The sequence below is a fragment of the Streptomyces pactum genome (genome assembly GCF_016031615.1).
GTDB classification, from domain to species: Bacteria; Actinomycetota; Actinomycetes; order Streptomycetales; family Streptomycetaceae; genus Streptomyces; species Streptomyces pactus.
Genome location: NZ_JACYXC010000001.1, coordinates 1,379,074 through 1,405,360 on the forward strand (window position 1 = coordinate 1,379,074; position 26,287 = coordinate 1,405,360).

Genomic DNA, 26,287 nt, shown 5'->3' on the forward strand with positions numbered 1-26,287 from the left:
GCCCCGGCGCGCGCGGGGCCGCCGTACGCCCCGGAAGACGGCGGTCCGCCGGGCTCGCGGGGCGCGCCGGCCGGGGGCGGGACAGGGACGGCGCGGGGGGCGCGCGGGACGCGTGTCCGAAGGCCGGGGAGACCGGTCACGAGGGCCGCGGGCGCGGGTCGTCGGGGGTCCGGAGGACGGGTCGCACGGGTCGTCGGGCGCCGAGCGCGGGTCGTGGGACCGGGAGCCGGGGCGGGCCGTGGGGATACGGGCCGGTGGCGCCGGTCGCCGCCGGGCCTCGGTGGCGGGGCGCGGTGTGGGATGTGCCGGGTACGCGCCGGGCGGTGGGCACGGGCGGGCCAGGGGCCAGCGGCCCGCCCCGGTGCACGGGGCACCGGGGCGGACGACGCCGGAAGGGCCGGAGAAGACCGGAAATGATCGGAGGGGATCCAGGGGCGGCGGGTCAGCCGACCATGCCGTCGGCCATCTCCTCGGTGAGGCTGGACTCGGTGCCCGGGATGCCCAGGTCCTGGGCCCGCTTGTCGGCCATCGCCAGCAGCCGGCGGATGCGCCCGGCCACCGCGTCCTTGGTGAGCGGCGGGTCGGCGAGCGCGCCCAGCTCCTCCAGCGACGCCTGCTTGTGCTCCATGCGCAGCCGGCCCGCCGCCGCCAGGTGCTCGGGGACCTCGTCGCCGAGGATCTCCAGGGCGCGCTGCACCCGGGCGCCGGCGGCCACCGCGGCCCGGGCCGAGCGGCGAAGGTTGGCGTCGTCGAAGTTGGCGAGCCGGTTGGCGGTGGCGCGCACCTCGCGGCGCATCCGCCGCTCCTCCCAGGCGAGCACCGACTCGTGGGCGCCGAGCCGGGTCAACAGCGCGCCGATCGCGTCACCGTCCCGGACGACGACCCGGTCAACCCCGCGCACCTCGCGCGCCTTGGCGGCGATCTGCAGCCGGCGGGCGGCGCCGACCAGCGCCAGCGCCGCCTCCGGGCCCGGGCAGGTCACCTCCAGGGAGGAGGACCGGCCCGGCTCGGTGAGCGAGCCGTGCGCCAGGAACGCTCCGCGCCAGGCGGCCTCGGCGTCGCAGGTGGCCCCCGAGACCACCTGCGGCGGCAGGCCGCGGATGGGCCGTCCCCGGCCGTCCACCAGCCCGGTCTGTCTGGCCAGCTGGTCGCCGCCGGCCACCACGCGGACCACGTACCGGCTGCCCCGGCGCAGCCCGCCGGGGGCCATCACCACCAGGTCGGAGCTGTGCCCGAAGATCTCCAGGATGTCCTTGCGGACCCGCCGGGCGGCGATCCCGGTGTCCAGCTCCGCCTCGATCACGATGCGCCCGCTGACGAGGTGCAGTCCGCCCGCGAACCTGAGGATCGCCGAGACCTCCGCCTTCCGGCAGCAGGTCCGGGTGACGGGAAGCCGGGAGATTTCGTCCTTCACCGCTGGCGTCATCGCCATGGGCCGATCCTTCCATGCATCCGAAAAATACGGTCGTACGCGGCGGCCAGCAGCTCCGGGTCGTGCCGGGGCGCCCCGTCGGGCGCCGCCACGGGGGCCAGCTCCACCGTCGCGCCCAGCCGCTTCGCGGCATCGCACAGACTGCTCCGGTCGGGCACGGCGGCGGCGTCGGCCAGCACCACGTCGAAGGCGAGTTTAGGGGCGTGTCGGGCCAAAACCTCCAAATGACGCTGCGGGGAGAAGCCCTCGGTTTCCCCCGGCTGCGGCGCCAGGTTGAGCGAGAGCACCCGTCGGGCCTTGGTCTCGGTGAGCGCGTCGAGCAGTTCGGGCACCAGCAGGTGCGGGATCACCGAGGAGAACCACGAGCCGGGACCCAGCACCACCCAGTCCGCGTCCAGCACCGCGGCGACGGCCTCCGGCACGGCGGGCGGGTCCTCCGGCACCACGTGCACGGACTGCACCTCGCCGGGGGTGAGGGCCACCGTCGCCTGGCCGCGGACGGTGGACACCTCCTCCGGGCGCGCCGGGTCGTGGCCGCGCACCAGGGCCTGCAGCTCCAGCGGCACCGCCGACATCGGCAGCACCCGGCCGTGCGCGCCGAGCAGCCGGCCCACCCACTCCAGCGCCTTGACCGGGTCGCCCAGCTGCTCCCACAGGGCGACGATCAGCAGGTTGCCGACCGCGTGACCGTGCAGGTCGCCCTCGCTGGCGAAGCGGTGCTGGATGACCCGGGCCCAGGTCTGCCCCCAGTCGTCGTCGCCGCACAGCGCGGCCAGCGCCTTGCGCAGGTCGCCGGGCGGGAGCACGCCGAGTTCGTCGCGGAGCCGGCCGCTGGACCCCCCGTCGTCGGCGACGGTGACGACGGCGGTGAGATCCCCGGTGATCCGGCGCAGGGCGGCGAGCGAGGCGGACAGGCCCATGCCGCCGCCGAGGGCGACGACCTTGGGCTGGGCACCCCGGCCGGTGCGGCCGCCGACGAGCCGCCGCAGGCGCCGGGTGCGGACGGGCGGATGGCTCACTCGCGCCCCATGTCCCGGTGGACGACGACGGTCTCCACACCCTCGGCGGCGAGGCGGGCGGCGAGCCGTTCCGACATCGCGACGCTGCGGTGCTTGCCGCCGGTACAGCCGACGGCGATGGTGACGTAGCGCTTGCCCTCGCGGCGGTACCCGGCCGCGATCAGCTGGAGCAGCTCGGAGTAGCGGTCCAGGAACTCCTTGGCCCCGGGCTGGTTGAACACATAACCGGACACCTCCTCGTTGAGGCCGGTGAACGGCCGCAGCTCGGGGACCCAGTGCGGGTTGGGCAGGAAGCGGCAGTCCACCACCAGGTCGGCGTCCACGGGCAGCCCGTACTTGTAGCCGAAGGACATCACGGTGGCGCGCAGCTCCGGTTCCTCGTCCCCGGCGAACTGGGCGTCCATCTTGGCGCGCAGCTCGTGGACGTTGAGGCTGGAGGTGTCGATCACCAGGTCGGCGTCGCCGCGCAGCTCGCGCAGCAGGTCGCGCTCGGCCTCGATGCCGTCCACGATGCGGCCGTCGCCCTGCAGCGGATGCGGCCGGCGCACCGACTCGAACCGCCGCACCAGGGCCTCGTCGGACGCCTCCAGGAACAGCACCCGGCGCTTGACGTTCTTCGCCTCCAGGTCGGCCAGCGACTCCCGCAGGTTGTCGAAGAAGCGGCGGCCTCGCACGTCCACCACCACCGCGATCCGGGCCACGTTGCCCTGCGAGCGGGCGCCCAGGTCGACCATGGTGGGGATCAGCGCGGGCGGCAGGTTGTCCACCACGAACCAGCCGAGGTCCTCCAGGCACTTCGCCGCGGTGCTGCGGCCGGCACCGGACATGCCGGAGATGATCACCAGCTCGGGGATCGCCGCGGTGTCCGGCGTCTCCGTCGTGCCCGTACTCACCTGTGCTCCGTTTCCATGGGTCTGGTGGTCGTCGTTCTTCATGGTCTCGTCCCCCGTGTCGCCGGCGACGCCGCGGTGGCGGCCTCGTCCTCCATGATCTCTCCTGTGGCGGTGTTCACCGCCGGAGCGGCCGGAGCCGCCTGCGCGAGGGCCGCGGCCACCGTCTCGGCGGTCTTCCGGCCGATGCCCGGGACCTCGCAGATCTCCTCGATGGTGGCCGCACGGAGCCGTTTGAGCGAGCCGAAGTGCTTCAGCAGCGCCTGGCGGCGGCTGCCGCCGAGGCCGGGCACCGCGTCCAGCGGCCCGGCCTTCATCGTCTTGCCGCGCTTGCTGCGCTGGTAGGCGATGGCGAAGCGGTGCGCCTCGTCGCGCACCCGCTGCAGCAGGTACAGGCCCTCGCTGCTGCGGGGGAGCACCACCGGGTCGCTCTCGCCCGGCAGCCAGACCTCCTCCAGCCGCTTGGCCAGGCCGCACACCGCCACGTCGTCGATGCCCAGCTCCTCCAGGGCCCGCCGGGCGGCGGCGACCTGCGGCGCGCCGCCGTCCACCACCACCAGCTGCGGCGGGTAGGCGAAGCGCCGCGGCCGGCCGTCCTCGCCGACCGGACCGGCCGGCGGCCCGCCGGCCTCGTCCACACCCGCGGCGGCGTCCGCGCCCGGGACGCCGCCGGCACCCGGTGCGGTCTCCGCGCCACCGGGCCCGGCCGGGGCCCCGGGGACGTCCCCGGCCGGCTCCTCCGGCGCGTCCTGCTCCTGCCACTCGCCGGTCTTCTGCTTCTCCTGCAGGTACCGGCGGAAGCGGCGGCTGACCACCTCGTGCATGGAGCGCACGTCGTCCTGGCCGGTGCCGTGCCACAGCTGGGTGTCCCCCACCCGGCCCTTGATCTGGAACCGCCGGTACTCGCTCTTGCGGGGCAGCCCGTCCTCGAAGACGACCATGGAGGCCACCACGTCGTCGCCCTGGAGGTGCGAGATGTCGAAGCACTCGATGCGCAGCGGGGCGGAGTCCAGGTCCAGCGCGGTGGCGATCTCCTCCAGGGCACGCGACCGGGTGGTCAGGTCGGAGGCGCGCCTGGTCTTGTGCAGCGCCAGCGCCTGCTGGGCGTTGCGCTGCACCGTCGCCATCAGGTCCTTCTTGTCGCCGCGCTGCGGTATGCGCAGGTCCACGCGGGCGCCGCGGCGGTCGGTGAGCCACTGGACGACCGGTTCCAGGGGGCTGGGCAGCGCCGGCACCAGCACCTCCTTGGGCACCCCGCCCCGGCCGCCGGCCTCGGCGGCGTCACCGAGCTCGTCGCCGTACAGCTGCTGGAGGGCGTGCTCGACCAGGCCGGCGGTGTCCACCGCCTCCACCTTGTCGGTGACCCAGCCCCGCTGGCCGCGGACGCGTCCGCCGCGCACGTGGAAGATCTGGACGGCCGCCTCCAGCTCGTCCTCGGCGAGCGCGATCAGGTCGGCGTCGGTGGCGTCGGCGAGCACCACCGCGTTCTTCTCCATGGCGCGCTTGAGCGCCCCGATGTCGTCCCGCAGCCGGGCGGCGCGCTCGTACTCCATCTCCTCGGCGGCCTCCCGCATCCGCTGCTCCAGGCGGCGCAGGTAGGTGCCGGTGCGGCCGGCCATGAAGTCGCAGAACTCCTCGGCGAGTTCGCGGTGCTCCTCGGCGCTGACCCGGCCGACGCACGGGGCGGAGCACTTGCCGATGTAGCCGAGCAGGCAGGGGCGGCCGATCTGCGCGGAGCGCTTGAAGACCCCGGCCGAGCAGGTCCGGACCGGAAAGACGCGGAGCATCAGATCGACGGTCTCGCGGATCGCCCAGGCGTGCGCGTAGGGGCCGAAGTAGCGCACGCCCTTCTTCTTCGGTCCGCGCATCACCTGGACGCGCGGGAACTCCTCGCTCATCGTGACGGCGAGCGACGGGTAGCTCTTGTCGTCCCGGTACTTGACGTTGAACCGCGGGTCGAACTCCTTGATCCAGGAGTATTCGAGCTGCAGCGCCTCGACCTCGGTGGAGACCACCGTCCACTCCACGGAGGCGGCGGTGGTGACCATGGTGCGGGTGCGCGGGTGGAGGTTCGCCACGTCCTGGAAGTACGAGGAGAGCCGCTGGCGCAGGCTCTTCGCCTTGCCCACGTAGATCACCCGGCGGTGTTCGTCGCGGAACTTGTAGACCCCGGGCGAGTCGGGGATCTGTCCCGGCTTGGGTCGGTAGCTGCTGGGGTCGGCCATGGTCACCACCCTACTGGCGGGCGGTGACAGTGCGGGCCCCCGCGACGGGCCCGGCCGGGGCCCGCGCCGGACCGCGGGCCCCTGCGGACCCGGCGCCGGCCATGGCCGGGTTACACCGTCGGACATGACCCGGGACGGCACCGGCCGGACGTGCGTGGCCCGGTACGCCACCGGGCGTGACCGGGGACACCGCCGGCGTGACCCGGGCACACCGGCCGGCCCCCGGCCGGGGGCGCCTCCGCCGGGGGCCGGCCTGCGACGCCGCGTCCCCCCGGGCTCAGGACTCCGGGCCGATGATCAGCCTGCCGCCCTCGGTACGGACCGGCACCGGCGGCAGCGGGGCCACGGCGGGGCCGGTCACCACCTTGCCGGTCCGCGTGTCGAACTCGCTCCCGTGGCAGGAGCAGGTCGCCCGGTCCTCCCGCAGACCGTTGAGGACGCAGTTGCGGTGGGTGCACACCGCGCTGAACGCCTTGTACTCGCCCTCGGCGACCTGGGTCACCAGCACCCGGTCCTCCCGGAAGATCTTGGTACCGCCGGCCGGTACCTCGTCCGGGCTGCCCAGATCGACCGGGGCGGTCGGGGTGGCGCTCGCCTTGGCACCGACCTCCCCGCCGCACGCGGTCGCGGCCACTCCCATACCCGCGGCTCCGGCGAGCGCCGCCCCGCGGAGCACGGTTCGGCGGGCGGGTGGCTGGCTGCTCATGACGATCTCCTGACCCCGCCGGCCGAGCGGCCGGCGGACACTCTCGGCGACGGCACGGGTCGCCCTGTCGTACGGCCCGACGGTACCGCCCGCCGGACCGCCCCCGGTCACCGGTGCGGACGGCTGGCCCCGCCCGCCGCCTCCCCGTACCGTTCGGCTGACGCGCGCCCGTACGCGTCCGCGCCCGCCGCCGTACGGCGGACCGGGAACGGCCGGCGCCGCGCACGCCCTCCGGCTCCCCGGCGGCCCCGGCGCCCCGGCCCGCAGCATCCGGTGGGGACCGGCAGCCCGCCGTACCGTGAAGGAAGGACCGCGTTCGTGATCGTCGTCGCCGGAGAAGCCCTGATCGACCTGGTGCCGGAGACGGCCGGGCCGTCTCCCGTCCCTCCCGGGCCACCGCCGGGCGCGGACGCCGGCGGCAGCGGCGCGGCCTCCGCCGGCGAACCCGGTCCCGGCGACGAACCCGGTGGCGGCAGCACCACGGGCGCGGGACACACGGGACGGCCCGCGCCCGGCACACGGGGCGCGGGCGGGAACACCACGGGCGCGCGGGACACAGGACGGCCCGGGACGAGGGCGCGGAGCGCGGGCGGGCTCCCGGCCCTGCTGCCCCGGCCGGGCGGCGGACCGTACAACACCGCGGTGGCCCTGGGCCGGCTGGGCTCGCCGACCGCCTTCTGCTCGCGGATTTCCACCGACGCCTTCGGTGAGGCGCTGCTCTCCGGGCTGCGGGCGGACGGGGTGGACACCACGCTGGTCCAGCGCGGCCCGGAGCCGACCACGCTCGCCGTGGCGTCGGTCGGCACGGACGGCTCGGCGGGTTACGGCTTCTACGCCCAGGGCACCGCGGACCGGTTGTTCTCGCTGCCTGACGCCTTCCCCGACCGGGTGGACGCGGTGTCCTTCGGCACCTGCTCACTGGTGCTGGAGCCGGGCGCCTCGGCGTACGAGGCGCTGCTGCGGCGCGAGGCCGGACGGGGTGCCTTCACCGCCCTCGATCCGAACATCCGGGCCGGTCTCATCCCGGACCCCGACGCCTACCGGGCCCGTTTCCGCTCCTGGCTGCCCCATGTGAGCCTGCTGAAGCTGTCCGTGGAGGACGCCCGGTGGCTGGCGGAGGGCGGCGGTTTCCGGGACCTGGAGACCGCGCTCCGGCGGTGGCTGGCGGCCGGCCCGTCGGCCGTGGTGCTGACCGGGGGGCGGGGGAGGGTCTGCGCGTGCTGGCCCGGGCGGGGCGGACGGCCCGCGTCGCCGGGGAGCCGGACCGGTACGGCCCGTCGGCGGAGGTACCGGTGCGATCGGTGTCCGTGCCCGCCGCACCGGTACGGGTGGTGGACACCATCGGCGCCGGTGACACGGTCAACGCCGCTCTGCTGCACCGGCTCGCCGGCCACCGGGCCCTCTCCCCCGAGGGGGCCGCCGCCCTGGACGAGGCGGCGTGGCGGGACATCCTCCGGTACGCGGCCCGGGCCGCGGCGGTCACCTGCTCCCGCGCCGGCGCCCAGCCGCCGTACGCCGCGGAGCTGGCCGAGCCGGCCTGAGCGGTCACCCGGCCGTGCCGCCGTGCCGCGACCGGGCACGGCGAGAGCACGCTGCATCGGCCCGGGTCGCGGGAACAGCACGGTCCGCCGCGGAGCCCCGGGCCCGTGGGGACGGCACGGTCCCCCGCGTAAAGCCCCGGTCGTGCGGCAGCAGACCTCACGGCGCCGCCCAGGGCGAGGCGTGCCGGGCGGACCTTCACCCCGCCCGGCCCCGGGGGACGCCGGGGACACGGGACACCGGGGCGGGCCCGGCACCGCGGTCCCGCCCGCAACCACGGCGGTCCCGGGCCGGCCCGCAGGCCGGGGCCGGGACCGGCCGGGTCAGCTCTTCCGGCTGCGGGCGGCCTTCTTCGCGGCCGGCGCTCCGGCCCCGGCCGCCTTCTTCGCCGCCGTGGAACCGGCCTGCTTCACCACCTTCTTGGCGGCCGGCGCCTGCTTCGCCGCGGCGGTCTTCCTCGCCGCGCCGGCCCGGGTGGTGGTGCGCTTCCGGGCCGGCGGCACCGTCGCGTCGCTCACCCGGTCGCCGAGCAGCTCCCGGAGGAACTTCCCGGTGTGGCTGGCCGGGACCGCCGCCACCTGCTCGGGGGTGCCCTCGGCGACCACCAGGCCACCGCCGCTGCCGCCCTCCGGGCCCATGTCCACGACCCAGTCCGCGGTCTTGATCACATCGAGGTTGTGCTCGATGACGATCACCGTGTTGCCCTTGTCCACCAGGCCGGAGAGCACCTTGATCAGCTTGCTGATGTCCTCGAAGTGCAGACCGGTGGTCGGCTCGTCCAGCACGTAGACGGTCCGCCCGGTCGAGCGCTTCTGGAGCTCACTGGCGAGCTTGACGCGCTGCGCCTCGCCGCCGGAGAGGGTGGGGGCGGACTGTCCCAGCCGCACGTAACCGAGCCCCACCTCGGTGAGGGTCCGCAGGTGGCGGGAGATGCTCGGCACCGCCTCGAAGAAGTCCAGCGCCTCCTCGATCGGCATGTCCAGCACCTCGGCGATGGACTTGCCCTTGTAGTGGACCTCCAGGGTCTCCCGGTTGTAGCGCGCGCCGTGGCACACCTCGCACGGCACGTACACGTCCGGCAGGAAGTTCATCTCGATCTTGATGGTGCCGTCACCGGCGCAGTTCTCGCACCGGCCGCCCTTGACGTTGAAGGAGAACCGGCCGGGCAGGTAGCCGCGGACCTTCGCCTCCATGGTCTCCGCGAAGAGCTTGCGGACGTGGTCGAAGACACCGGTGTACGTCGCCGGGTTCGACCGGGGGGTCCGGCCGATCGGCGACTGGTCGACGTGGACCACCTTGTCCACCAGGTCGTCGCCGTCCACCCGGGTGTGGCGGCCGGGCACCGACCGGGCACCGTTCAGCTCGCGCGCCAGGTGGGTGTAGAGGATGTCGTTGACCAGCGTGGACTTTCCGGAGCCGGAGACCCCGGTGACCGCGGTGAGCACCCCGAGCGGGAACGACACGTCGATGTCGCGCAGGTTGTTCTCCCGGGCGCCGTGCACGGTCAGCTGGCGCTCGGGGTCCACCGGCCGGCGCACCTCGGGCAGCGGGATGCTCCTCTTCCCCGCCAGGTACTGGCCGGTCATCGACTCCTCGTTGCGCAGCAGCTCGGCCAGCGGGCCGCTGTGCACCACCTTGCCGCCGTGCTCGCCGGCGCCGGGGCCGATGTCCACCACCCAGTCCGAGGTCTTGATGGTGTCCTCGTCGTGCTCCACCACGATCAGGGTGTTGCCCAGGTCGCGGAGGCGGACCAGCGTCTCGATGAGCCGGTGGTTGTCCCGCTGGTGCAGGCCGATGGAGGGCTCGTCCAGCACGTACAGCACGCCGACCAGGCCGGAGCCGATCTGGGTGGCGAGCCGGATGCGCTGCGCCTCGCCGCCCGAGAGCGTCCCGGCGGCGCGGTTGAGCGACAGGTAGTCCAGGCCGACGTCCACCAGGAACCGCAGCCGCTCGTTGACCTCCTTGAGGACCCGCTCGGCGATCTTCTTCTCCCGCGCGTCCAGCGTCATCCCGCGGAGGAAGTCCGCGCACTCGCTGATCGACATCGCGGAGACCTCGGCGATGGAGCGGCCCTGGACCGTCACCGCGAGCACGATCGGCTTGAGCCGGGTGCCGTCGCAGGTGGGGCAGGGCACCTCGCGCATGTAGCCCTCGAAGCGCTCCCGACTGCTGTCGCTCTCCGCCTCCGAGTGGCGCCGCTTGACGAAGGGCACCGCGCCCTCGAAAGCGGTGGTGTAGGCCCGCTCCCGGCCGTAGCGGTTGCGGTAGCGCACCTCGATCTGCGTCTTGTGGCCGTACAGCAGCGCCTTCTTCGCCCGCTGCGGCAGTCCGGCCCACGGGATGTCGGTGCGGAAGCCCAGGGCGTCGGCGAGGGCGCCCACCAGGCGGCCGAAGTAGTCCTTGGTGTGGCCGCCGGACCAGGGGTGGATGGCGCCGTCGTCCAGGGAACGCTCCTCGTCCGGGACGATCAGCTCCGGGTCCACCTCCATCCGGGTGCCGATGCCGGTGCAGTCGGGGCAGGCGCCGAACGGGGAGTTGAAGGAGAACGAGCGCGGCTCCAGCTCCTCGAACGACAGGTCGTCGTACGGGCAGTAGAGGTGCTCGGAGAACATCCGCTCGCGCTGCGGGTCGTCCTCGTCGAGATCGACGAAGTCGAGGATCACCATGCCGCCGGAGAGCCCGAGCGCGGTCTCCACCGAGTCGGTCAGCCGCCGCTTGGCGCTGTCCTTGACGGTGAGGCGGTCCACCACCACCTCGATGGTGTGCTTCTCCTGCTTCTTCAGCTTCGGCGGGTCGGTGAGCTGGACGGTCTCCCCGTCCACCCGGGCCCGGCTGTAGCCCTTGGTCTGCAGGTCGGAGAAGAGGTCGGCGAACTCGCCCTTGCGCTCGCGCACCAGCGGCGACAGCACCTGGAAGCGGCTGCCCTCGGGCAGCTCCAGGACCTTGTCCACGATCGCCTGCGGCGACTGCCGGGCGATCGGGCGCCCGCACTCCGGGCAGTGCGGCTTGCCGATCCGGGCGAACAGCAGCCGGAGGTAGTCGTAGACCTCGGTGATGGTGCCGACGGTGGAGCGGGGGTTGCGGGAGGTGGACTTCTGGTCGATGGAGACGGCAGGGGACAGGCCCTCGATGAAATCGACGTCGGGCTTGTCCATCTGGCCCAGGAACTGCCGGGCGTAGGAGGAGAGCGACTCGACGTAGCGGCGCTGCCCCTCGGCGAAGATGGTGTCGAACGCGAGGGAGGACTTGCCCGACCCCGACAGCCCGGTGAAGACGATGAGGGAGTCACGGGGGAGGTCGAGCGAGACGTTCTTGAGGTTGTGCTCGCGAGCGCCACGGACGATGAGACGGTCGGCCACGCCGGTCGGCACCTTTCGTGAGGAAGTCAGGGGTGCGCCGGGCTCTGCGGTTCCGCCGTCCCTGCCGCGCGGGTCGCGCGGGCTGCGGCGGAGCGGAGCGACGCCCCTCGGTCCAGGGTAGGGGGCGCTACGGCGATGTGTTCCAGGATGCAACACTCCGAGCCTATAGCACGGGCATTCGATTTACGGGCCAAGGCCACCTGGTTCACCCGAACGTGTGGCTGAGGCACTACGGTGCGGGGCATGAGTGACTTCGCGCACAACGCCGCCGCGGTACAGGGGGCCACCGATCGCCTGCTCACCGCGGTCGCCGGGCTGGACGACGACGCCGTCGCCGCGCCCTCGCTGCTGCCCCGCTGGACCCGGGGCCATCTGCTCGCCCACCTCGCCCGGAACGCCGACGCCCTGACCAACCTCCTCACCTGGGCGCGCACCGGCGAGGAGACCCCGATGTACGCGAGCGAGGACGCCCGCGACGCCGACATCGAGCGGGACGCCGACCGCCCCCTGCTGGTGCACCTGGACGACCTGCGCACCAGCGCCTTCCGGTTCAACTCGGCGGCCGCCGCGCTCCCCCGCGACCGCTGGTCCTACGAGGTGGCCATGCGCAACGGCGTGACCGAGCGTGCCGCGCGGCTGCCGTTCCGCAGGCTGGTGGAGGTCGAGCTGCACCACGTGGACCTGGGCATCGGCTACACCCTCGCCGACCTGCCCGCCGACTTCGTGGAGCAGGAGCTGGACTTCCTCGCCTCGGTGAAGTTCGCCGGCCACCCGGGACTGCCCGCGCTGCGGCTGCGCGCGGAGGACGGGACGGAGCGGACCACCGGCAGCCCGCAGGGCCCCGCCGTCACCGTCACCGGCTCCCCCACCGAGCTGCTGGGGTGGCTCACCGGCCGCTCCGACGGCTCCGGCCTGAAGATCGCGGACGGCCCGCTGCCCACCGTCCCGCCGCTAGGCTGAGGTCATGACGTACAGCGGAGCGGTGAAGGTCGGCGGACCTGCGGACGTGCACGAGCTGCCGGACCTGATGATCTCGAAAGTCGCCGTCGGGCCGATGGACAACAACGCGTACCTGCTGCGCTGCCGCGCGACGGGCGAGCAGCTGCTGATCGACGCCGCGGCCGAGCCCCGGACGCTGCTGAACCTGATCGGCGACAGCGGCATCGCGTCCGTGGTCACCACCCACCAGCACCCCGACCACTGGGGTGCCCTGCGGGAGGTCGTGGAGGCGACCGGCGCGCGCACCTACGCCGGCCGGTACGACGCGGAGGGCATCCCCGTGCCCACCGACGTGCTGGTGGACGACGGGGACACCATCCGGGTCGGGCGGGTGGAGCTCACCGCCCGCCACCTGGTCGGGCACACCCCGGGGAGCATCGCGCTGGTCTACGACGACCCGCACGGCCACCCGCACGTGTTCACCGGGGACTGCCTCTTCCCGGGCGGCGTGGGCAACACCCACAACGACCCGGAGGCGTTCGCCCGCCTCATCGACGACGTGGAGAACAAGCTCTTCACGCTCGCCGACGAGACCTGGGTCTACCCCGGGCACGGCGCCGACACCACCCTCGGTGCCGAGCGCCCGCACCTGGGCACCTGGCGCGAGCGCGGCTGGTGACCTCGGGGCACGGCCGCCGCCGGCGATCCGGCCGCGTGGCCGTGCCCAGGACGCCGGGTCGGCACGCCCGGTACCCGCGGTGACGCCTGCGGGCCGCCACGGCACCGCCGGGCAGCGCGTTTCGTGACCATGAACACCGGCCGCGGCCGTCGCGGGGCGCCCGGGGGCCCGTGACGCGGCCGGGGCCCGCGCCCTCCTCGGACGGCCGCGCCGGGCGGGCCGCCTCCGGGCGGCCGTGACGCGCTGCCGCCGTCCGGAGCGGCCGCGACGCGGCACCGCCCCCGGCCACGACCGAGCGGCGGCGGGAGGGCCCGATCGGTGCGGCCGGTCCCGGCAGGCGCCCCGGCGCCTCCGGCTCGGTGCCCCGGGGCACGGCCGCCACCCGGCGCGCTCCCCCGCCCCCGTTCGCGGCCGAAGGCCCGTAACCGGGACGGCGCCCGTGCGGTTGGCCCGGCATGCGCGACGATCGTCCGCCGTCCATGCCCCGCCTCGCCGCGGCGTCCCTGGCCGGCACCGCCATCGAGTTCTACGACTTCTTCGTCTACGGCAGTGCCGCGGCGCTGGTCTTCGGCCGGATCTTCTTCCCGGACTTCTCGCCCCTGGCCGGCACCCTGGCCGCCTTCGGCACGTTCGCCGTCGGGTTCATCTCCCGGCCGCTGGGCTCGATGCTCTTCGGCCACCTGGGGGACCGGCGCGGCCGGAAGCCGGTCCTGGTCGCCTCCCTGCTGCTGACCGGTGCCGCCACCGTCGCGGTGGGCTGCGTCCCCACCTACGACCGGATCGGCATCGCCGCCCCCGTCCTCCTCACCGTGCTCCGGTTCCTGCAAGGACTCGGGCTCGGCGGCGAGTGGGGCGGCGCGGTACTGCTGACCGCCGAACACGCGCCCGCCCGCCGCCGCGGGCTGTGGTCGAGCTTCCCCCAGGTGGGGCCGGCGGTGGGCTTCCTGCTGGCGAACGGGGTGCTGCTGGCGCTGTCCGCCGGGCTGAGCGACGAGAGCTTCCGGACCTGGGGGTGGCGGGTGCCCTTCTGGGCGGCGGGCGTCCTCGCCCTCGCCGGGCTGCTGCTGCGCGCCGGGCTCACCGAGACCCCGCAGTTCCGCGCGCTGGCCGAGCGCGGTGAACGCGCCTCGGCGCCGCTCGCCGAGGTGGCACGGGACCACTGGCGGCTGGTGCTGCTCACCGCGGGTGGCCTGGCCAGCGGCTACGCCGTCTTCTACACCGTGACCACCTGGTCCCTGTCGTACGGGACCGACGAGCTGGGCGTGGACCGCACGGTGATGCTGGGTTGCATCATGGCGGCGGTGGCCGTCAAGGGGGCGGTCACGCCGCTGGTGGCGCACCTCGCGGACCGGGTGGGGCGCCGGGCCCTGTGCCTGGCCGGCTGCACGGCCACCGCGCTGTGGACCTTCCCGCTGATCGCGCTGGTGCGCACCGCGGAGCCGCTGCCGATGTTCCTGGGCTTCCTGGGGGCGCTGCTCGGGTTCGTCCTGGTCTTCGCGGTCATCGGGGCGTATCTCCCCGAGCTGTACGAGCCGCGGGTGCGGTGCACCGGGGCGGCGGTCGGCTACAACCTGGCCGGGGTGCTCGGTGGCGCGCTCACCCCGATCGTGGCGACCTCGCTCTCCCGGGGGGACCGGCCGCCGTGGGGGGTCGCGTGCTACCTCACGGCGCTGGCGCTGTGCAGCCTGGGCTGCTTCGCGCTGCTCCCCGAGACCGGGGGCCGTCCCGGTGCCGCCCCTGCGTCCGGGAGCACGACCGGAGAGCCGGCCCGCGAGCCGGGCGAGGAGACGGCCGGGGAGACGGTCCCGAAGCCGGGCGGGGAGACGGCCGGCGAGGCGGCCGAGAAGGCGACCACCTGACCGTGTCCCTGGTGCCCGGCGGGCGACACACCACACCGGCCGGGGCGCCGCCCGCCGCCTCGCCGGGGTCCACGGGGGACGGCGCGAGGCGGCCCCGAGCGGGCCGGGACAGTCGAAGGCACGAGGCGGGCCGGGGCCGGTGGCGGGCGGTCGGGTGAGGCACAGCGCCTGACCCGACCGGGAATCGCGAGGCAGGGGGACGGCGCAGGGCGGCCGGAGGCGGGGCGGCCGAGGCTCCGGGTGCCCGCGACCGCCCCGCCCGGTGGACGTCTCAGACGTCCACGCTGTCCTTCTCCCGGCTACCCGGCTCCTCGGTGCCGGGCAGCCCGGCCCGGTCCTCGGTGGGTATCCCGGCCGCGGCCTCGGCCTCCGCCTGCTTGCGGGAGGCGTAGAGGCTGGTGATCGTGGTGACGACGAGCACGGCGCAGATGACGCCCAGCGAGACCGGGATGCTGATCTCCGGGACGTGCACCCCCGACTCGTGCAGGGCGTGGAGCACCAGCTTGACGCCGATGAAGCCCAGGATCACCGACAGGCCGTACGAGAGGTGGACCAGCTTCCTGAGCAGCCCGCCGATCAGGAAGTACAGCTGCCGCAGACCCATCAGCGCGAAGGCGTTCGCGGTGAACACGATGTACGGGTCCTGGGTGAGGCCGAAGATCGCCGGGATGGAGTCGAGCGCGAAGAGGACGTCGGTGGTGCCGATCGCCAGCATGACGATCAGCATCGGCGTCATCAGACGCTTGCCGTTCTCCATCACGAACAGCTTGGTGCCGTGGTACTTGTCGGTGGACGGGAAGCGCCGCTCGACCATCTTCATGAAGCGGTTTTCCTCGAAGTCCTCGTCCTCCTCGTCGGCCCGCGCCTCCTGGATCAGCTTCCAGGCGGTGTAGATGAGGAACGCGCCGAAGATGTAGAAGACCCAGGCGAAGGTGGAGATGATCGCGGCGCCGGCGCCGATGAACACGGCCCGCAGCACCAGCGCGATCAGCACTCCGACCATCAGCACCCGCTGCTGGTAGATCGTGGGCACCGAGAACTTCGCCATGATCAGGATGAAGACGAAGAGGTTGTCCACGCTCAGCGACTTCTCGGTGATGAAGCCCGCGAAGAACTCCCCGGAGGGCTCACCGCCCCCGAAGACCAGCAGGCCCACCCCGAAGAGTCCGGCGAGGGCGACCCAGACCGCGGTCCAGATGCCGGCCTCCTTGAGGGAGACCTCGTGGGGTTTGCGTCCGCCGATGAAGAAATCGACGGCGATGAGGGCGCACAGACCGACCACGGTCAGCACCCAGAGCGTCAGGGAAACTTCCACTGTTCCTCCGGCATTCGTACGGCAAATTCAGCGTCGTCGCTGCCGGAGGTCTCCTCCACCCGTGCGTGACGCACGGGCCGGCGCCCCGGGATCCGGTCGATCCGTGATGACGGGCACGCCGCTACAGGAGTACTCCCCTCCGCACCAAGAACAGTACAGGAAGTCCCATGGAACAGTAAAGAGATGGGCAAATGCGCAGGTCAGTGGCCGTACTCCTGCTGGGCTCGGGCCACCTGCCCCAACACCCGGCCCAGAACCTCACCACCGGCCGACACGGACGGCGGCTCGTAGGTCCAGGCGTGCCCGACCCACGGGTCGGCGAGGTGGTCGTCCGCCACCGGGGTCAGGCGCAGCAGGGAACGCCACAGCGGGTCGAGGACCGGCCCGTACTCCCGCGCGTCCTCCCGGTCGGCCACCATCATCAGGTGGACGCCCACCGACGGGCCCTCGTCCGCCAGGTACCGCAGCTGGGTGACGGCACGGTCGTCGAAACCGTGCGGGAAGTCGTGGACGATCAGCAGCTGCTGCGCCAGGTCCAGATCCGGCGGCAGCGCGTCCGTGGCACCGCTGCGGATGGCCATCTGCACCAGATCGACCCGCTGGGTCAGCGCGGCGAGCACCCGGTGCACGCCCTGCGCCCCGGCGGCCGGCGGCTCGCGCAGCACCCCGGCCCGGACCAGCGGGTCCAGCGAGGCCGCGGCCGAGCCCGCCGGGTCGATGACGTGCACGGTGAACTCCCCCGCCGGGTAGACCGCGAGCAGCCGGGCGGCGTGCGCCACCGCGGTGTCCATGGCCAGCCGCCGCAGCCCCGCGGAGTCCACCGACGCCGCCTCCGGTGAGGAGCCGCGTCCGCTGTCGATCCACAGCCCCCGCTCCAGCGGCAGCCGCACCAGCATGGGGATGCGCAGGTCGGTGCACTCGGGCAGGTGCACCTCGCCCAGGCGCAGTGCCATGGGGATCTCCATGGGCACCTGGTAGGCCTGCCACACCGGGCTGTCCCAGCGGGCGAAGGCGGGCGGCAGCGCGGGTTCGACGACCTCGGTCTCGGCCCTGAGCTGGGCGAGGTCGCGGTCGAGGGCGGCACGGGCCTGCTCGACGAGCTGGGTGTGCCGGGCCCGCGCCTCGGCCCGCGCGCCGTCCGCGGCGGGCCCGATCCGGCTGCGCGGGTCGGAGAGCACCTGGTCCAGCTCCCGTTCCATGCGGGAGTCGGCGAAGTCCACGGCGCTGCGGTACGCGGCGCAGGTCCGAGCCAGGTCCTCGAACATCCCCCAGACCTGGTTGTACAGGCGCTCCTCCATGGTCCAGCCGGAGGCGTCCCCGGCCACCGGGCCGGCGGGCCGGTCCGAGGACGCGGGGACGGGCGGGGCCGCCGGGGCCGGTGCGGGCGGCGGCGCGGTACGGCGGCGCGGGTGCCGGTAGTCGACCGGCCCGCCGGAGGCGGGAGCGGCGGGCGCGGCGGACGGCGGAGCGCCGCCGGCGGTGCCGGGGGCCGGGGTGCCGGGGGGCGGGGAGCGGCGGCACGGCGGGGGGCGGGGGCGGCGGGCGCGGCGCCGGCCGCCGGGGTGCTCTCGCCGGTGGCGGCGGTGCGCACCCGCCCGCCCTCCGGCTGACGCGGTGGCGGGGCGATCGAGCGGGCGATCCCGCCGGCGACCGCCTCGTTGATGCGGGCGGCCAGTCCGGCGGCGTCGGGCAGCCCCTGGTCCTGGAGCATGGCGGCGAGTCCGCCGGCGTACCCCTGGCCCACCGCACGGACCTTCCACACGCCCTGCCGGCGGTACAGCTCCAGCGCGACGACGGCCGACTCGGGGTCCAGGTCGGTGATGGTGTACCCGGCGATCCCGGTGCCGTCGAGCCCGGTGACGGTGACGACCGGGGCGGGGAGGGCGCCGAACCGCACCGGTCCCCCGACGCCGCTGGGCAGCGCGAGCAGCACGTTGACCCGGTGCACCCCTTCCGGGAGGGCGTCGAGGTCCACGGCGAGCCGGTGCTCGGCCGCCGCCTGCCGGGACACCTCGATGCCCGGCAGCTGCGGCGCCGCGGGATGGGCCACGCGGTCCGCGCGGTGGACGGTGCCCGCCTCGTCGCCGAGCGTGGCGCCGGCCACCACCGGTTCGCCCGCCGAGACCCGAATCTCCAGGCGGGTCTGAGGCAGGGGGTGGTTCTGCCCGCGGACCAGCTCGGCCGTCATCGTTGCGCTCCCTCGTTGCGGTTCCCGCGTCGGTGCGGGGGTGTGGGGTGGGTTACGTACCGGTCCGGCCCGCTGCCGGTGCGCCGGGTGACCGGGTGGTGAGGTGTGCCGGACCGCTCGGGCCGGCCACGCCTGCGGCCGGCCGGCCCACCGGCGCGGTACGGGTGCCGGCGGCCCGGCGACGCGCGCGTCGCCGGGCCGCCGGCCGTGCTCCGTCCCGCTCGTGCGGCAAGCGCCCTTACAGGTGCGGCATCAGGTGCGGCATCAGGTCCTGGAAGGTACGGCCGTTGGCGGGCTCGCCGAGCGCCTTCATCTGCCAGCCGCTGCCGCTCCGCTCCACCTTCGCCATGATCTGGGCGGTGTACTGGCCGCCGCCGGTGAGGGTGTAGCGCGCCAGCTCCTGGCCGTTGGTCTCGTCCACCAGGCGGCAGAAGGCGTTCTGCACCTCGGCGAAGGTCTGGCCGGTGAAGGAGTTGACGGTGAAGACGATCTGGTCGATGTGGACCGGGACCCGCTGCAGGTCCACCAGGATGGCCTCGTCGTCACCACCCTGACCGACCCCGCCGACCAGGTTGTCACCGGTGTGGCGCACCGAGCCGTCGTCACTCACCAGGTGCTGGAAGAACACCACGTCCCGGGGCTGCTTGTCCGCGAACAGCACCGCGGAGGCGTCCAGGTCGATCTCCCGGGTACGGGACCCGAACAGCCCGCGCCGCGGGGCCGCCTGCCATCCCAGTCCCATTCGCACCGCGGTCAGGGTGCCACCGTCGGCCTTCTGCAGGCTGATCGACTGGCCCTTGGACATGTTGACCGTCACGCGCTGTCCCTACTCTCATGACTCGTGATCCCCGCGACCGCCTGTCTCGTGCGGCCTGTTCGAACCCTATGCACTGCCTCGGACGGTCCACCTCCCCGCGGTGGCTTTGTGTCGTTCTTGCAACACACCGCCCGGGATGCGGGTGGGGCGGTACCGGTACCGGGCGGCGGCCCGGACGGCGGGGCGGCGTGGGCGGCGCGGCACGCCGGACGGCGCCCGCGGGGACGCGCACGTACCGGCCGGGCCCGCCCGCCGGGGTACGGCGGGCGGGCCCGGCACCCCGCCGGCCCGGGTCACCGGCACGCGGCTCGCACGCCGGGGTCCGGCCCGCGCCGCGGCGCCCTCGGCCTGAGGGGACGTCAGGCCAGGCCGGCCTCGCGCATCTGCCGCAGCTCCTTCTTCAGCTCGCCGACCTCGTCGCGGAGCCGGGCGGCGACCTCGAACTGCAACTCGGCCGCGGCGGCCCGCATCCGGTCGGTCATCTCCTCGATCAGCTCGGCCAGCTCGGCGGCCGGGCGGTCGGTGGGGACGGTGGCGTTCCGGCCGGAGCCGGGGCGGTGCGCGGCGAGCGCCGGGACCGGCGCCTTGGCCTGTCCCTTGCCCTTCCCGGGCTGCGCCGCCTGCCGGTAGCCGCTGCCCAGCAGCTCCTTGGTGTCGATCTCCTCGCGGGCGATGGTCGCCACGATGTCGCCGATCTTCTTCCGCAGCGGCTGCGGGTCGATGCCGTTGGCCTTGTTGTAGGCGATCTGCTTCTCCCGGCGGCGGTTGGTCTCGTCGATGGCCTTCTCCATCGCCGGGGTCGTCTTGTCGGCGTACATATGGACCTGGCCGGAGACGTTCCGCGCGGCCCGGCCGATCGTCTGGATCAGCGAGGTCCCGGACCGCAGGAAGCCCTCCTTGTCGGCGTCGAGGATCGCCACCAGGGAGACCTCGGGCAGGTCCAGCCCCTCCCGGAGCAGGTTGATGCCGACCAGCACGTCGTACTCGCCGGCCCGCAGCTCCCGCAGCAGCTCCACCCGGCGCAGGGTGTCCACGTCGCTGTGCAGGTACCGCACCTGGATGCCGAGCTCCAGCATGTAGTCGGTGAGGTCCTCGGCCATCTTCTTGGTGAGGGTGGTGACCAGGACCCGCTCGTCCTTCTCGGTGCGGACGCGGATCTCGTGGATGAGGTCGTCGATCTGCCCGTCGGTGGGCTTGACCACGACCTCCGGGTCCACCAGCCCGGTGGGACGGATGATCTGCTCCACGTAGCCGTCGGAGCGGGAGAGCTCGTACGGGCCCGGGGTGGCCGACAGGTACACCGTCTGCCCGATCCGCTCCAGGAACTCCTCCCACTTCAGCGGGCGGTTGTCGAGCGCGGACGGCAGCCGGAAGCCGTGCTCGATCAGGGTCCGCTTGCGGGAGGCGTCACCCTCGTACATCGCGCCGATCTGCGGCACGGTGACGTGCGACTCGTCGATGACCAGCAGGAAGTCGTCGGGGAAGTAGTCGAGCAGGGTGTGCGGCGGGGTACCGGGGTCCCGGCCGTCGATGTGCAGCGAGTAGTTCTCGATGCCGGAGCAGGTGCCGATCTGACGCATCATCTCGATGTCGTACGTGGTCCGCATCCGCAGCCGCTGGGCCTCCAGCAGCTTGCCCTGCTTCTCCATCCGGGCGAGGGTCTCCTCCAGCTCCCGCTCGATCCCCGAGATGGCGCGCTCCATGCGCTCCGGTCCGGCGACGTAGTGGCTGGCGGGGAAGACGTACAGCTCCCGGTCGTCGGAGATGACCTCGCCGGTGAGCGGGTGGAGGGTGGAGAGCGCCTCGATCTCGTCACCGAACATCTCGATGCGCACCGCGAGCTCCTCGTAGACCGGGAAGATCTCGATGGTGTCGCCCCGGACCCGGAAGGTGCCGCGGGTGAACGCCAGGTCGTTGCGCGTGTACTGGATGTCCACGAAGCGGCGGAGCAAGGTGTCGCGGTCGATCTCCTCGCCGACCTTGAGCGGCACCATCCGGTCCACGTACTCCTGGGGCGTGCCCAGGCCGTAGATGCAGGAGACGGAGGCCACCACGACCACGTCCCGCCGGGTGAGCAGCGAGTTGGTGGCGGAGTGCCGCAGCCGCTCGACCTCCTCGTTGATCGAGGAGTCCTTCTCGATGTACGTGTCCGACTGAGGGACGTACGCCTCGGGCTGGTAGTAGTCGTAGTACGAGACGAAGTACTCGACCGCGTTGTTCGGCAGCAGCTCGCGGAACTCGTTGGCGAGCTGGGCGGCGAGCGTCTTGTTGGGCGCCATGACGAGCGTCGGCCGCTGGAGCTTCTCGATCATCCACGCGGTGGTCGCGGATTTACCGGTACCGGTCGCCCCGAGCAGGACGACGTCCTTCTCGCCCCCGCGGATGCGCCGGTCCAGCTCCGCGATGGCCGCGGGCTGGTCGCCGCTGGGCTGGAAGGGGCTGACGACCTCGAAGGGCGCCACCTTGCGTTCGATCTGGGATACGGGCCGCATGCTCCCACCGTACGACCCACCACCGACAACGGCCCGGCCCCGGCCCGGCGGCCCGGTCGGCACCCGCTCGTCCGACACCTCGGCGCGTCGTCTCCCCGGGAGCACCACCGAGCAGGTTTGATCATGTAGATATACAAAGTGGCACAGATTCCTCCCATGCCGATCGGATACCAGCGGTCGGCGGACAAGGTCGGAGATGTGGTGAGCACGCCCGTCGGCGGACGGACCGCGGCGCGAGCCGGACCGGCATGAAGCGCCGGACCGCGCTCACCGCCCTTTTCGGCCATCACACCGGGTGGCGGTTCCCCGGCCGCGGGGCCCGTACCGCGCCGCCGGACACCACCGCGGGCGACCGCCGCCCCCGGTCCCCGGGCGGGTTCCGCGGGGACCGCCCGGCGCGTCCACCGGGCCGCGTCCGGCCTGGTGGCAACGGGTTTCCGAGGGCCGCACGACGGTCGGCGCCGGGGCGCTCGGCCGGCCGGACCGCGGGAAACCGCCCGTCCCGGGTACCCGCCCCGGGAGGAGGCCGCCCGGGGCACCGGAAGGGAAGCCGTCGTTCAATTTCTGGCCATCCGGAACCTATCCCCCGGCAGGTCGTGGCTGGGACGCTTCGCGCGTCCGTGACACAGACGATGCGAGGAGTCCCACCTATGCACATCCGACCGCTCGCCGCCCTGTCCGGCGCGTTCCTGGGTATCTCGGCGCTGCTGCTGCCCTCGGCCGCCGCCCAGGCCGCGGACCACCCGCACAGACCGATCACCGTGGCCCACCGCGGCGCGTCCGCCTACGCCCCGGAGAACACGCTCGCCGCCGTGGACGCCGCCGACGACCTGGGCGTGGCGTGGGTGGAGAACGACGTCCAGCGCACCAAGGACGGTGAGCTGGTCATCATGCACGACACCACGCTGAACCGGACCACCGATGTCGAGCAGCTCTTCCCCGACCGCGCGCCGTGGAAGGTCGCCGACTTCACCCTGGCGGAGATCAAGCGCCTGGACGCCGGCAGCTGGTTCGGCGCCCGGTTCGCCGGCGAGCGCGTGCCCACCCTGGAGGAGTACCTGGACAAGGTCTCGGCCAACCACCAGAACCTGCTGATGGAACTGAAGGCTCCGGAGCTGTACCCGGGCATCGAGAGCCAGACGCTGCAGGTGCTGCGGGAGGAGGGGTGGCTCAACCGGCACCACGTGAAGCACCGGCTGATCATCCAGAGCTTCAGCGCCCCGTCGGTGCGGACCGTCCACCACCTGCGCCCGGACGTCAAGACCGGCTTCCTCGGCACCCCTGCCGTCGCCGACCTGCCCGAGTACGCCGCGTTCACCGACCAGATCAACCCCAGCTACCGGACCATAAACGCCGCGTACGTGGCCGCGGTCAAGGAGCTCGACGGGGCGCACGGCAAGCCGCTTGAGGTCTTCACCTGGACGGTGAACGACGGCCCGAACGCGGTCTCCGTGGCCCGGATGGGGGTGACCGGCATCATCAGCAACAACCCCGACGTGGTCCGTGACGCGGTGGCCGGAGCCGCCCGCGAGGAGACCCCGGCGACGGAGGCGACGGACGAGGGCACCCGGGAGGAGACCCCGGCGGCCGTCCAGGAACCGGTCGGGGCGCTCGCCGGGCGGTAATCCCGCTCCGCGTCTGCGGCGCCGTCCGGCCGCCGGGTGGACACGCTCCACCCGGCGGCCGGATGCATGTGCCCGAACGGGCGGCCGCACGGGGTCTGCCCGCGCGGCGGCGCTCGGCCCGCCTGCGCCGGGTGGCCGCTTGTGATGGCTCCCCGATCGGTCTTCCGGCGCAGGCGGCGCCCGCCCTCCGGCCCGGTGGATCTCCGTCCGCGGCCCGGCACCGGTGGGTCCCGGGCCCGGCGGGTCCACGGCCCGGTACCGCAGCCGGGCCGCGGCCGTTTCCCGGCATCGGTAGGTCCGGGTCCCGGCGAGTCCGCGGCCGGGGGCCCGGTGAGGCGCGGGGTGGGAGCCGGCGGGGCGCGGGGCGGCACCGAGACGGTGCGGCGCGAAGTTGGGGCCGAGCCGGGCGGGAACCGGCGAGGGCACCGGGACGAGGGGGCTGCGGGTCGCGGCAGGCATCGAGGCACTCCGGCGGCGTGCCCGAGTCGAAGGATCAGCGGGCTCCGACGGACATCGGCGGGTCCGTTGTCAGTACCCCCGCCTACGCTGGGCACCGTGACGAACACAGAGCCGACGGAGTCGGCCGAACCGGCGCGGCGACCGGGCGCGCGCCCCTGGTCGTGGGCGGTGCTGGACACCCCCATCGGCCCGCTGCTGCTCGCCGCGACCGGCCAGGGGCTGGCCCAGGTGGGCTTCCACGCCGACGAGCGCACGGCGGCACGGGCCGTCACCCGGCTCACCGGACGGCTGGGCACCCCCGCCACCGACGCCTGCCAGGACGTGCTGGACGAGGCGATACGCCAGCTGACCGGGTACTTCTCCGGGACCCTGCGGACCTTCACGCTGCCGCTGGACTGGTCGCTCACCGCGGGATTCAACCGGCAGGTGCTGCGCGAGCTGGCCGAGCACGTGCCGTACGGCACCGTGGTCGGGTATCAGGACCTGGCCGACCGGGTCGGCGAGCCGGGCGCGGCCCGCGCGGTGGGCACCGCCATGGGTGCCAACCCGCTGCCGGTCGTCGTGCCCTGCCACCGGGTGGTGGAGAGCGGCGGCGGCATAGGCGGCTTCGGGGGCGGCCTGGAGACCAAGCGCAGCCTTCTCGCGCTGGAGGGTGTCCTGCCGGAGCCGCTCTTCTGACCGGTCGCGGCCGCGCGTCAAGGGCCGGCCCCGTCCACTCCGCCGCCCGCCCTCGCCACCTGCCTCGCCCTCGCCCTGCCGGGCTGCCCCGCGCACACCGCCGCCGCGCCGGTGGCCCGGTACGCCCGTCCCCGCGCGGACCGGCTCGGGGGTCCGGTACCGGAGGCGGGCCGGCCCCGGCGCCGTACCGGCGCGAGCGCGGCTCGTCCCGGCGGAGCGGAGCGGGCCCGCCACCAGGGCGGGGACGAACGCCTCCGTGCCGCACGGACGCGGAGGTCAGCGACAGCCGGTACCCGGACACCAGCGGGCACCGTCCCTGTCGCCGGCGGCCCGCACGCCGCGCGCCGGAGCACCGACCGGTGCCAGGGGTGGAGCGCCGGAAGCCCGGGCAGCCGGGCCGGCCGCGAGCACGACGGACAGGCGGCCGGACACGGCGGGTGGCGTGGGACCGTGGCCCCGTGCGGGGGCACCCGGGCGGGGCCGTACCCCGGCGCGGACCCACCGGGCGATCCACCGTCGGCGCGGCCCAGCTGTCGGCCGCGCCCCGGGCGTCGGCGCGGCCGGTGCCCCGGCACTCAGCCAGCGGGTGACCCGTCGGCGCCCCCGCGGCCCGGCCGGTGCCCCAACCCGAGCCCAGCGGACGCCCCTCCGCACGCCCCGCGCCCCGGCGGCGCGACGGCCGAGGGCCCGGCCCCAGCCGTTCGTGGAAACGGTCACCGGGCCGGCGTCCGGCCGCCGGGTCCGGCTCAGCGTCCGGGCAGCCCCGTCCACGCCGGGCGGCCCGGGTCGTCGGCGCGCACCACCACATCGGCAGCGTCGGCGGGGCCCACCTCGTCCTCGTAACGGGCGAACGCGGGCAGCGTCCACCGCTCGCGCTCGTCGGTGCGCCGGGCCAGGGCGGCCGGGGACAACCGCAGATGGACCGAGAGATCGAAGGGGAACCAGTGTCCGAGCAGCAGCGGTCCGTGCAGCACCAGCACTCCGCCCGGCGGGAGCTCGACGTAGCCGCTGCGCGTGGCCCGGTCCGTCACCGGGTCCCACAGGTCGGGCAGCACCCGCCCGGTGCCGCCGGGCTCCAGCGGGGTGAAGACCTCACGCCACAGCGCCCCGGTGTCCAGCCAGCCGCCGTAGTACGCCTCGACGTCCCGCTTCCCGTACTCCAGCCGCAGCGAGGCCGGACGCAGAAAGCCGTGCGCGCCGACCACCAGGGCGGCCCTGCCCCGGGCGCGCAGCGCGGCGCCGAGCCGTTCCGCCCGCTCACCGGTGCCGGCCGCCGGGGCGCCGTCCACCGCCACCCGCAGCCACGGTCCGCCGTCCGCCGCCCCGGCCGACGCCAGGTGGTCGGCGAGCGCGTCGGTCAGCCGCTCCCAGGTGATCGGTTCCAGCCGCACTCCCCATCGCGCCCGCCGCCCGCCGTGCCCCCGGTACCCGGGCCCGGGCCGGCGCCCACGCCTTCCGAGGAGACCACCCGATGACGGCCCAGATCCTGCTGCTCCGCGGCATCAACGTCGGCAGCCACGCCCCCTTCCCGATGGACCGGCAGCAGGAGGTGATGCGCCGCCTGGGCCACCAGGACGTCACCGTCCACCTGGGGACCGGCAACATCGTGCTCCACGCCCCGGCCACCCCGCCGGCCGAGACGGCCCGCTCGGCCGCCGAGGGCATCGCCGCCGAACTGGGCTTCCCGGTGCCGGTCCTGGTGCGCACCCGGGACGAGCTGGCCGCCGTCGTCGCCGCGAACCCCTACCCGCGGGCCACCGCCGAACCGTCGACGCTCCACGTGGTGTTTCTGTCCGAGGCGCCCGCCGACACCGCCCGGCTGGACGCGATCGACCCGGCCGCGCACGCCCCGGACCGGTTCCGTCTGATCGGCCGGGAGGTGTACCTGTGGTGCCCGGGTGGCATCGGCCGCTCCAGGCTCGCCGCCAAGATCACCGGCATCCGGCTCCCGGGGGTCACCGCCACGGCACGGAACTGGAACACCGTCACCCGGCTGCTGGCGCTGGCCGACCGGGACCGGAGTGCCTGACGTGACGCCGCCCGGCCTGACGCCCAGGCAGGTGGCC

General features: G+C 74.3%; 16 protein-coding genes and 2 pseudogenes. 7 read left to right on the forward strand and 11 right to left on the reverse strand.

What is annotated here, in order from left to right; translation table 11 throughout:
- Nucleotides 1-442: 442 nt before the first annotated feature.
- The 5 genes from whiA to IHE55_RS05550 all read right to left on the reverse strand — a co-directional run bounded on the left by whiA (nucleotide 443) and on the right by IHE55_RS05550 (nucleotide 6,272).
- On the reverse strand, nucleotides 443-1,432 hold the full coding sequence (whiA, locus tag IHE55_RS05530) for a DNA-binding protein WhiA (protein WP_197988005.1): 990 nt from the start codon (nucleotides 1,430-1,432) through the stop codon (nucleotides 443-445).
- Nucleotides 1,423-2,451, reverse strand: a complete 1,029-nt coding sequence (locus IHE55_RS05535) for a gluconeogenesis factor YvcK family protein (protein WP_197988006.1) — start codon at nucleotides 2,449-2,451, stop codon at nucleotides 1,423-1,425. The genes whiA and IHE55_RS05535 overlap by 10 nt, the downstream gene beginning before the upstream one ends.
- Complete coding sequence (rapZ, locus tag IHE55_RS05540; RefSeq protein ID WP_232265460.1) at nucleotides 2,448-3,386, reverse strand: RNase adapter RapZ; 939 nt, start codon at nucleotides 3,384-3,386, stop codon at nucleotides 2,448-2,450. The genes IHE55_RS05535 and rapZ overlap by 4 nt, the downstream gene beginning before the upstream one ends.
- Nucleotides 3,383-5,566 carry an excinuclease ABC subunit UvrC gene (gene uvrC / locus IHE55_RS05545; protein ID WP_197988007.1) on the reverse strand — a complete coding sequence of 728 codons (2,184 nt, stop codon included), beginning with the start codon at nucleotides 5,564-5,566 and terminating at the stop codon, nucleotides 3,383-3,385. Before uvrC ends, rapZ begins: the two co-directional genes overlap by 4 nt.
- 277 nt (nucleotides 5,567-5,843) lie before the next feature.
- The gene (locus tag IHE55_RS05550) at nucleotides 5,844-6,272 is read right to left on the reverse strand and encodes a Rieske (2Fe-2S) protein (protein WP_197988008.1); all 429 of its coding nucleotides are present in this window, start codon (nucleotides 6,270-6,272) and stop codon (nucleotides 5,844-5,846) included.
- 603 nt (nucleotides 6,273-6,875) lie between these two features.
- Between IHE55_RS05550 and IHE55_RS05555 the strand changes: the two are divergent.
- Nucleotides 6,876-7,813: pseudogene (locus IHE55_RS05555) on the forward strand (carbohydrate kinase family protein).
- A 321-nt stretch (nucleotides 7,814-8,134) separates the two neighbouring features.
- Here the strand turns inward: IHE55_RS05555 and uvrA are convergent.
- The gene (gene uvrA, locus IHE55_RS05560) at nucleotides 8,135-11,170 is read right to left on the reverse strand and encodes an excinuclease ABC subunit UvrA (RefSeq protein ID WP_197988009.1); all 3,036 of its coding nucleotides are present in this window, start codon (nucleotides 11,168-11,170) and stop codon (nucleotides 8,135-8,137) included.
- Between the two features lie 243 nt (nucleotides 11,171-11,413).
- On the opposite strand from uvrA, the gene IHE55_RS05565 reads away from it, so the two are divergent.
- From IHE55_RS05565 to IHE55_RS05575, 3 genes are all read left to right on the forward strand, one after another.
- A complete protein-coding gene (locus IHE55_RS05565; RefSeq protein ID WP_197988010.1) occupies nucleotides 11,414-12,130 on the forward strand; it encodes a maleylpyruvate isomerase family mycothiol-dependent enzyme in 717 nt (238 codons plus the stop codon).
- Nucleotides 12,131-12,134: 4 nt separating this feature from the next.
- Nucleotides 12,135-12,788: an MBL fold metallo-hydrolase gene (locus IHE55_RS05570; protein ID WP_197988011.1), complete on the forward strand. Its 654-nt coding sequence runs from the start codon at nucleotides 12,135-12,137 to the stop codon at nucleotides 12,786-12,788.
- A gap of 479 nt (nucleotides 12,789-13,267) precedes the next feature.
- On the forward strand, nucleotides 13,268-14,647 hold the full coding sequence (locus tag IHE55_RS05575; protein ID WP_197991802.1) for an MFS transporter: 1,380 nt from the start codon (nucleotides 13,268-13,270) through the stop codon (nucleotides 14,645-14,647).
- A 271-nt stretch (nucleotides 14,648-14,918) separates the two neighbouring features.
- Here IHE55_RS05575 and IHE55_RS05580 read toward each other — a convergent pair whose 3' ends face one another.
- From IHE55_RS05580 to uvrB, 4 genes and pseudogenes are all read right to left on the reverse strand, one after another.
- Nucleotides 14,919-15,962 carry a TerC family protein gene (locus IHE55_RS05580; protein WP_307826526.1) on the reverse strand — a complete coding sequence of 348 codons (1,044 nt, stop codon included), beginning with the start codon at nucleotides 15,960-15,962 and terminating at the stop codon, nucleotides 14,919-14,921.
- Between the two features lie 200 nt (nucleotides 15,963-16,162).
- Nucleotides 16,163-18,150, reverse strand: a pseudogene (locus tag IHE55_RS05585) (TerD family protein).
- A gap of 238 nt (nucleotides 18,151-18,388) precedes the next feature.
- On the reverse strand, nucleotides 18,389-18,967 hold the full coding sequence (locus IHE55_RS05590; protein WP_197988012.1) for a TerD family protein: 579 nt from the start codon (nucleotides 18,965-18,967) through the stop codon (nucleotides 18,389-18,391).
- A gap of 359 nt (nucleotides 18,968-19,326) precedes the next feature.
- Complete coding sequence (gene uvrB / locus IHE55_RS05595; protein ID WP_197988013.1) at nucleotides 19,327-21,459, reverse strand: excinuclease ABC subunit UvrB; 2,133 nt, start codon at nucleotides 21,457-21,459, stop codon at nucleotides 19,327-19,329.
- A 650-nt stretch (nucleotides 21,460-22,109) separates the two neighbouring features.
- Between uvrB and IHE55_RS05600 the strand changes: the two genes are divergently transcribed.
- Entirely contained in the window at nucleotides 22,110-23,084 is a 975-nt protein-coding gene (locus IHE55_RS05600; RefSeq protein WP_197988014.1) for a glycerophosphodiester phosphodiesterase, read from the forward strand.
- Between the two features lie 555 nt (nucleotides 23,085-23,639).
- Nucleotides 23,640-24,221 (forward strand): methylated-DNA--[protein]-cysteine S-methyltransferase, encoded by a 582-nt coding sequence (locus IHE55_RS30760; RefSeq protein ID WP_372442629.1) that lies wholly within the window; start codon nucleotides 23,640-23,642, stop codon nucleotides 24,219-24,221.
- A gap of 746 nt (nucleotides 24,222-24,967) precedes the next feature.
- On the opposite strand, the gene IHE55_RS05610 is transcribed toward IHE55_RS30760, so the two are convergent.
- Nucleotides 24,968-25,612: a nucleoside/nucleotide kinase family protein gene (locus IHE55_RS05610; RefSeq protein WP_197988016.1), complete on the reverse strand. Its 645-nt coding sequence runs from the start codon at nucleotides 25,610-25,612 to the stop codon at nucleotides 24,968-24,970.
- A gap of 80 nt (nucleotides 25,613-25,692) precedes the next feature.
- Here IHE55_RS05610 and IHE55_RS05615 point away from each other — a divergent pair, with 80 nt between their 5' ends.
- Nucleotides 25,693-26,250 (forward strand): DUF1697 domain-containing protein, encoded by a 558-nt coding sequence (locus IHE55_RS05615; protein ID WP_197988017.1) that lies wholly within the window; start codon nucleotides 25,693-25,695, stop codon nucleotides 26,248-26,250.
- Nucleotides 26,251-26,287: the final 37 nt, after the last annotated feature.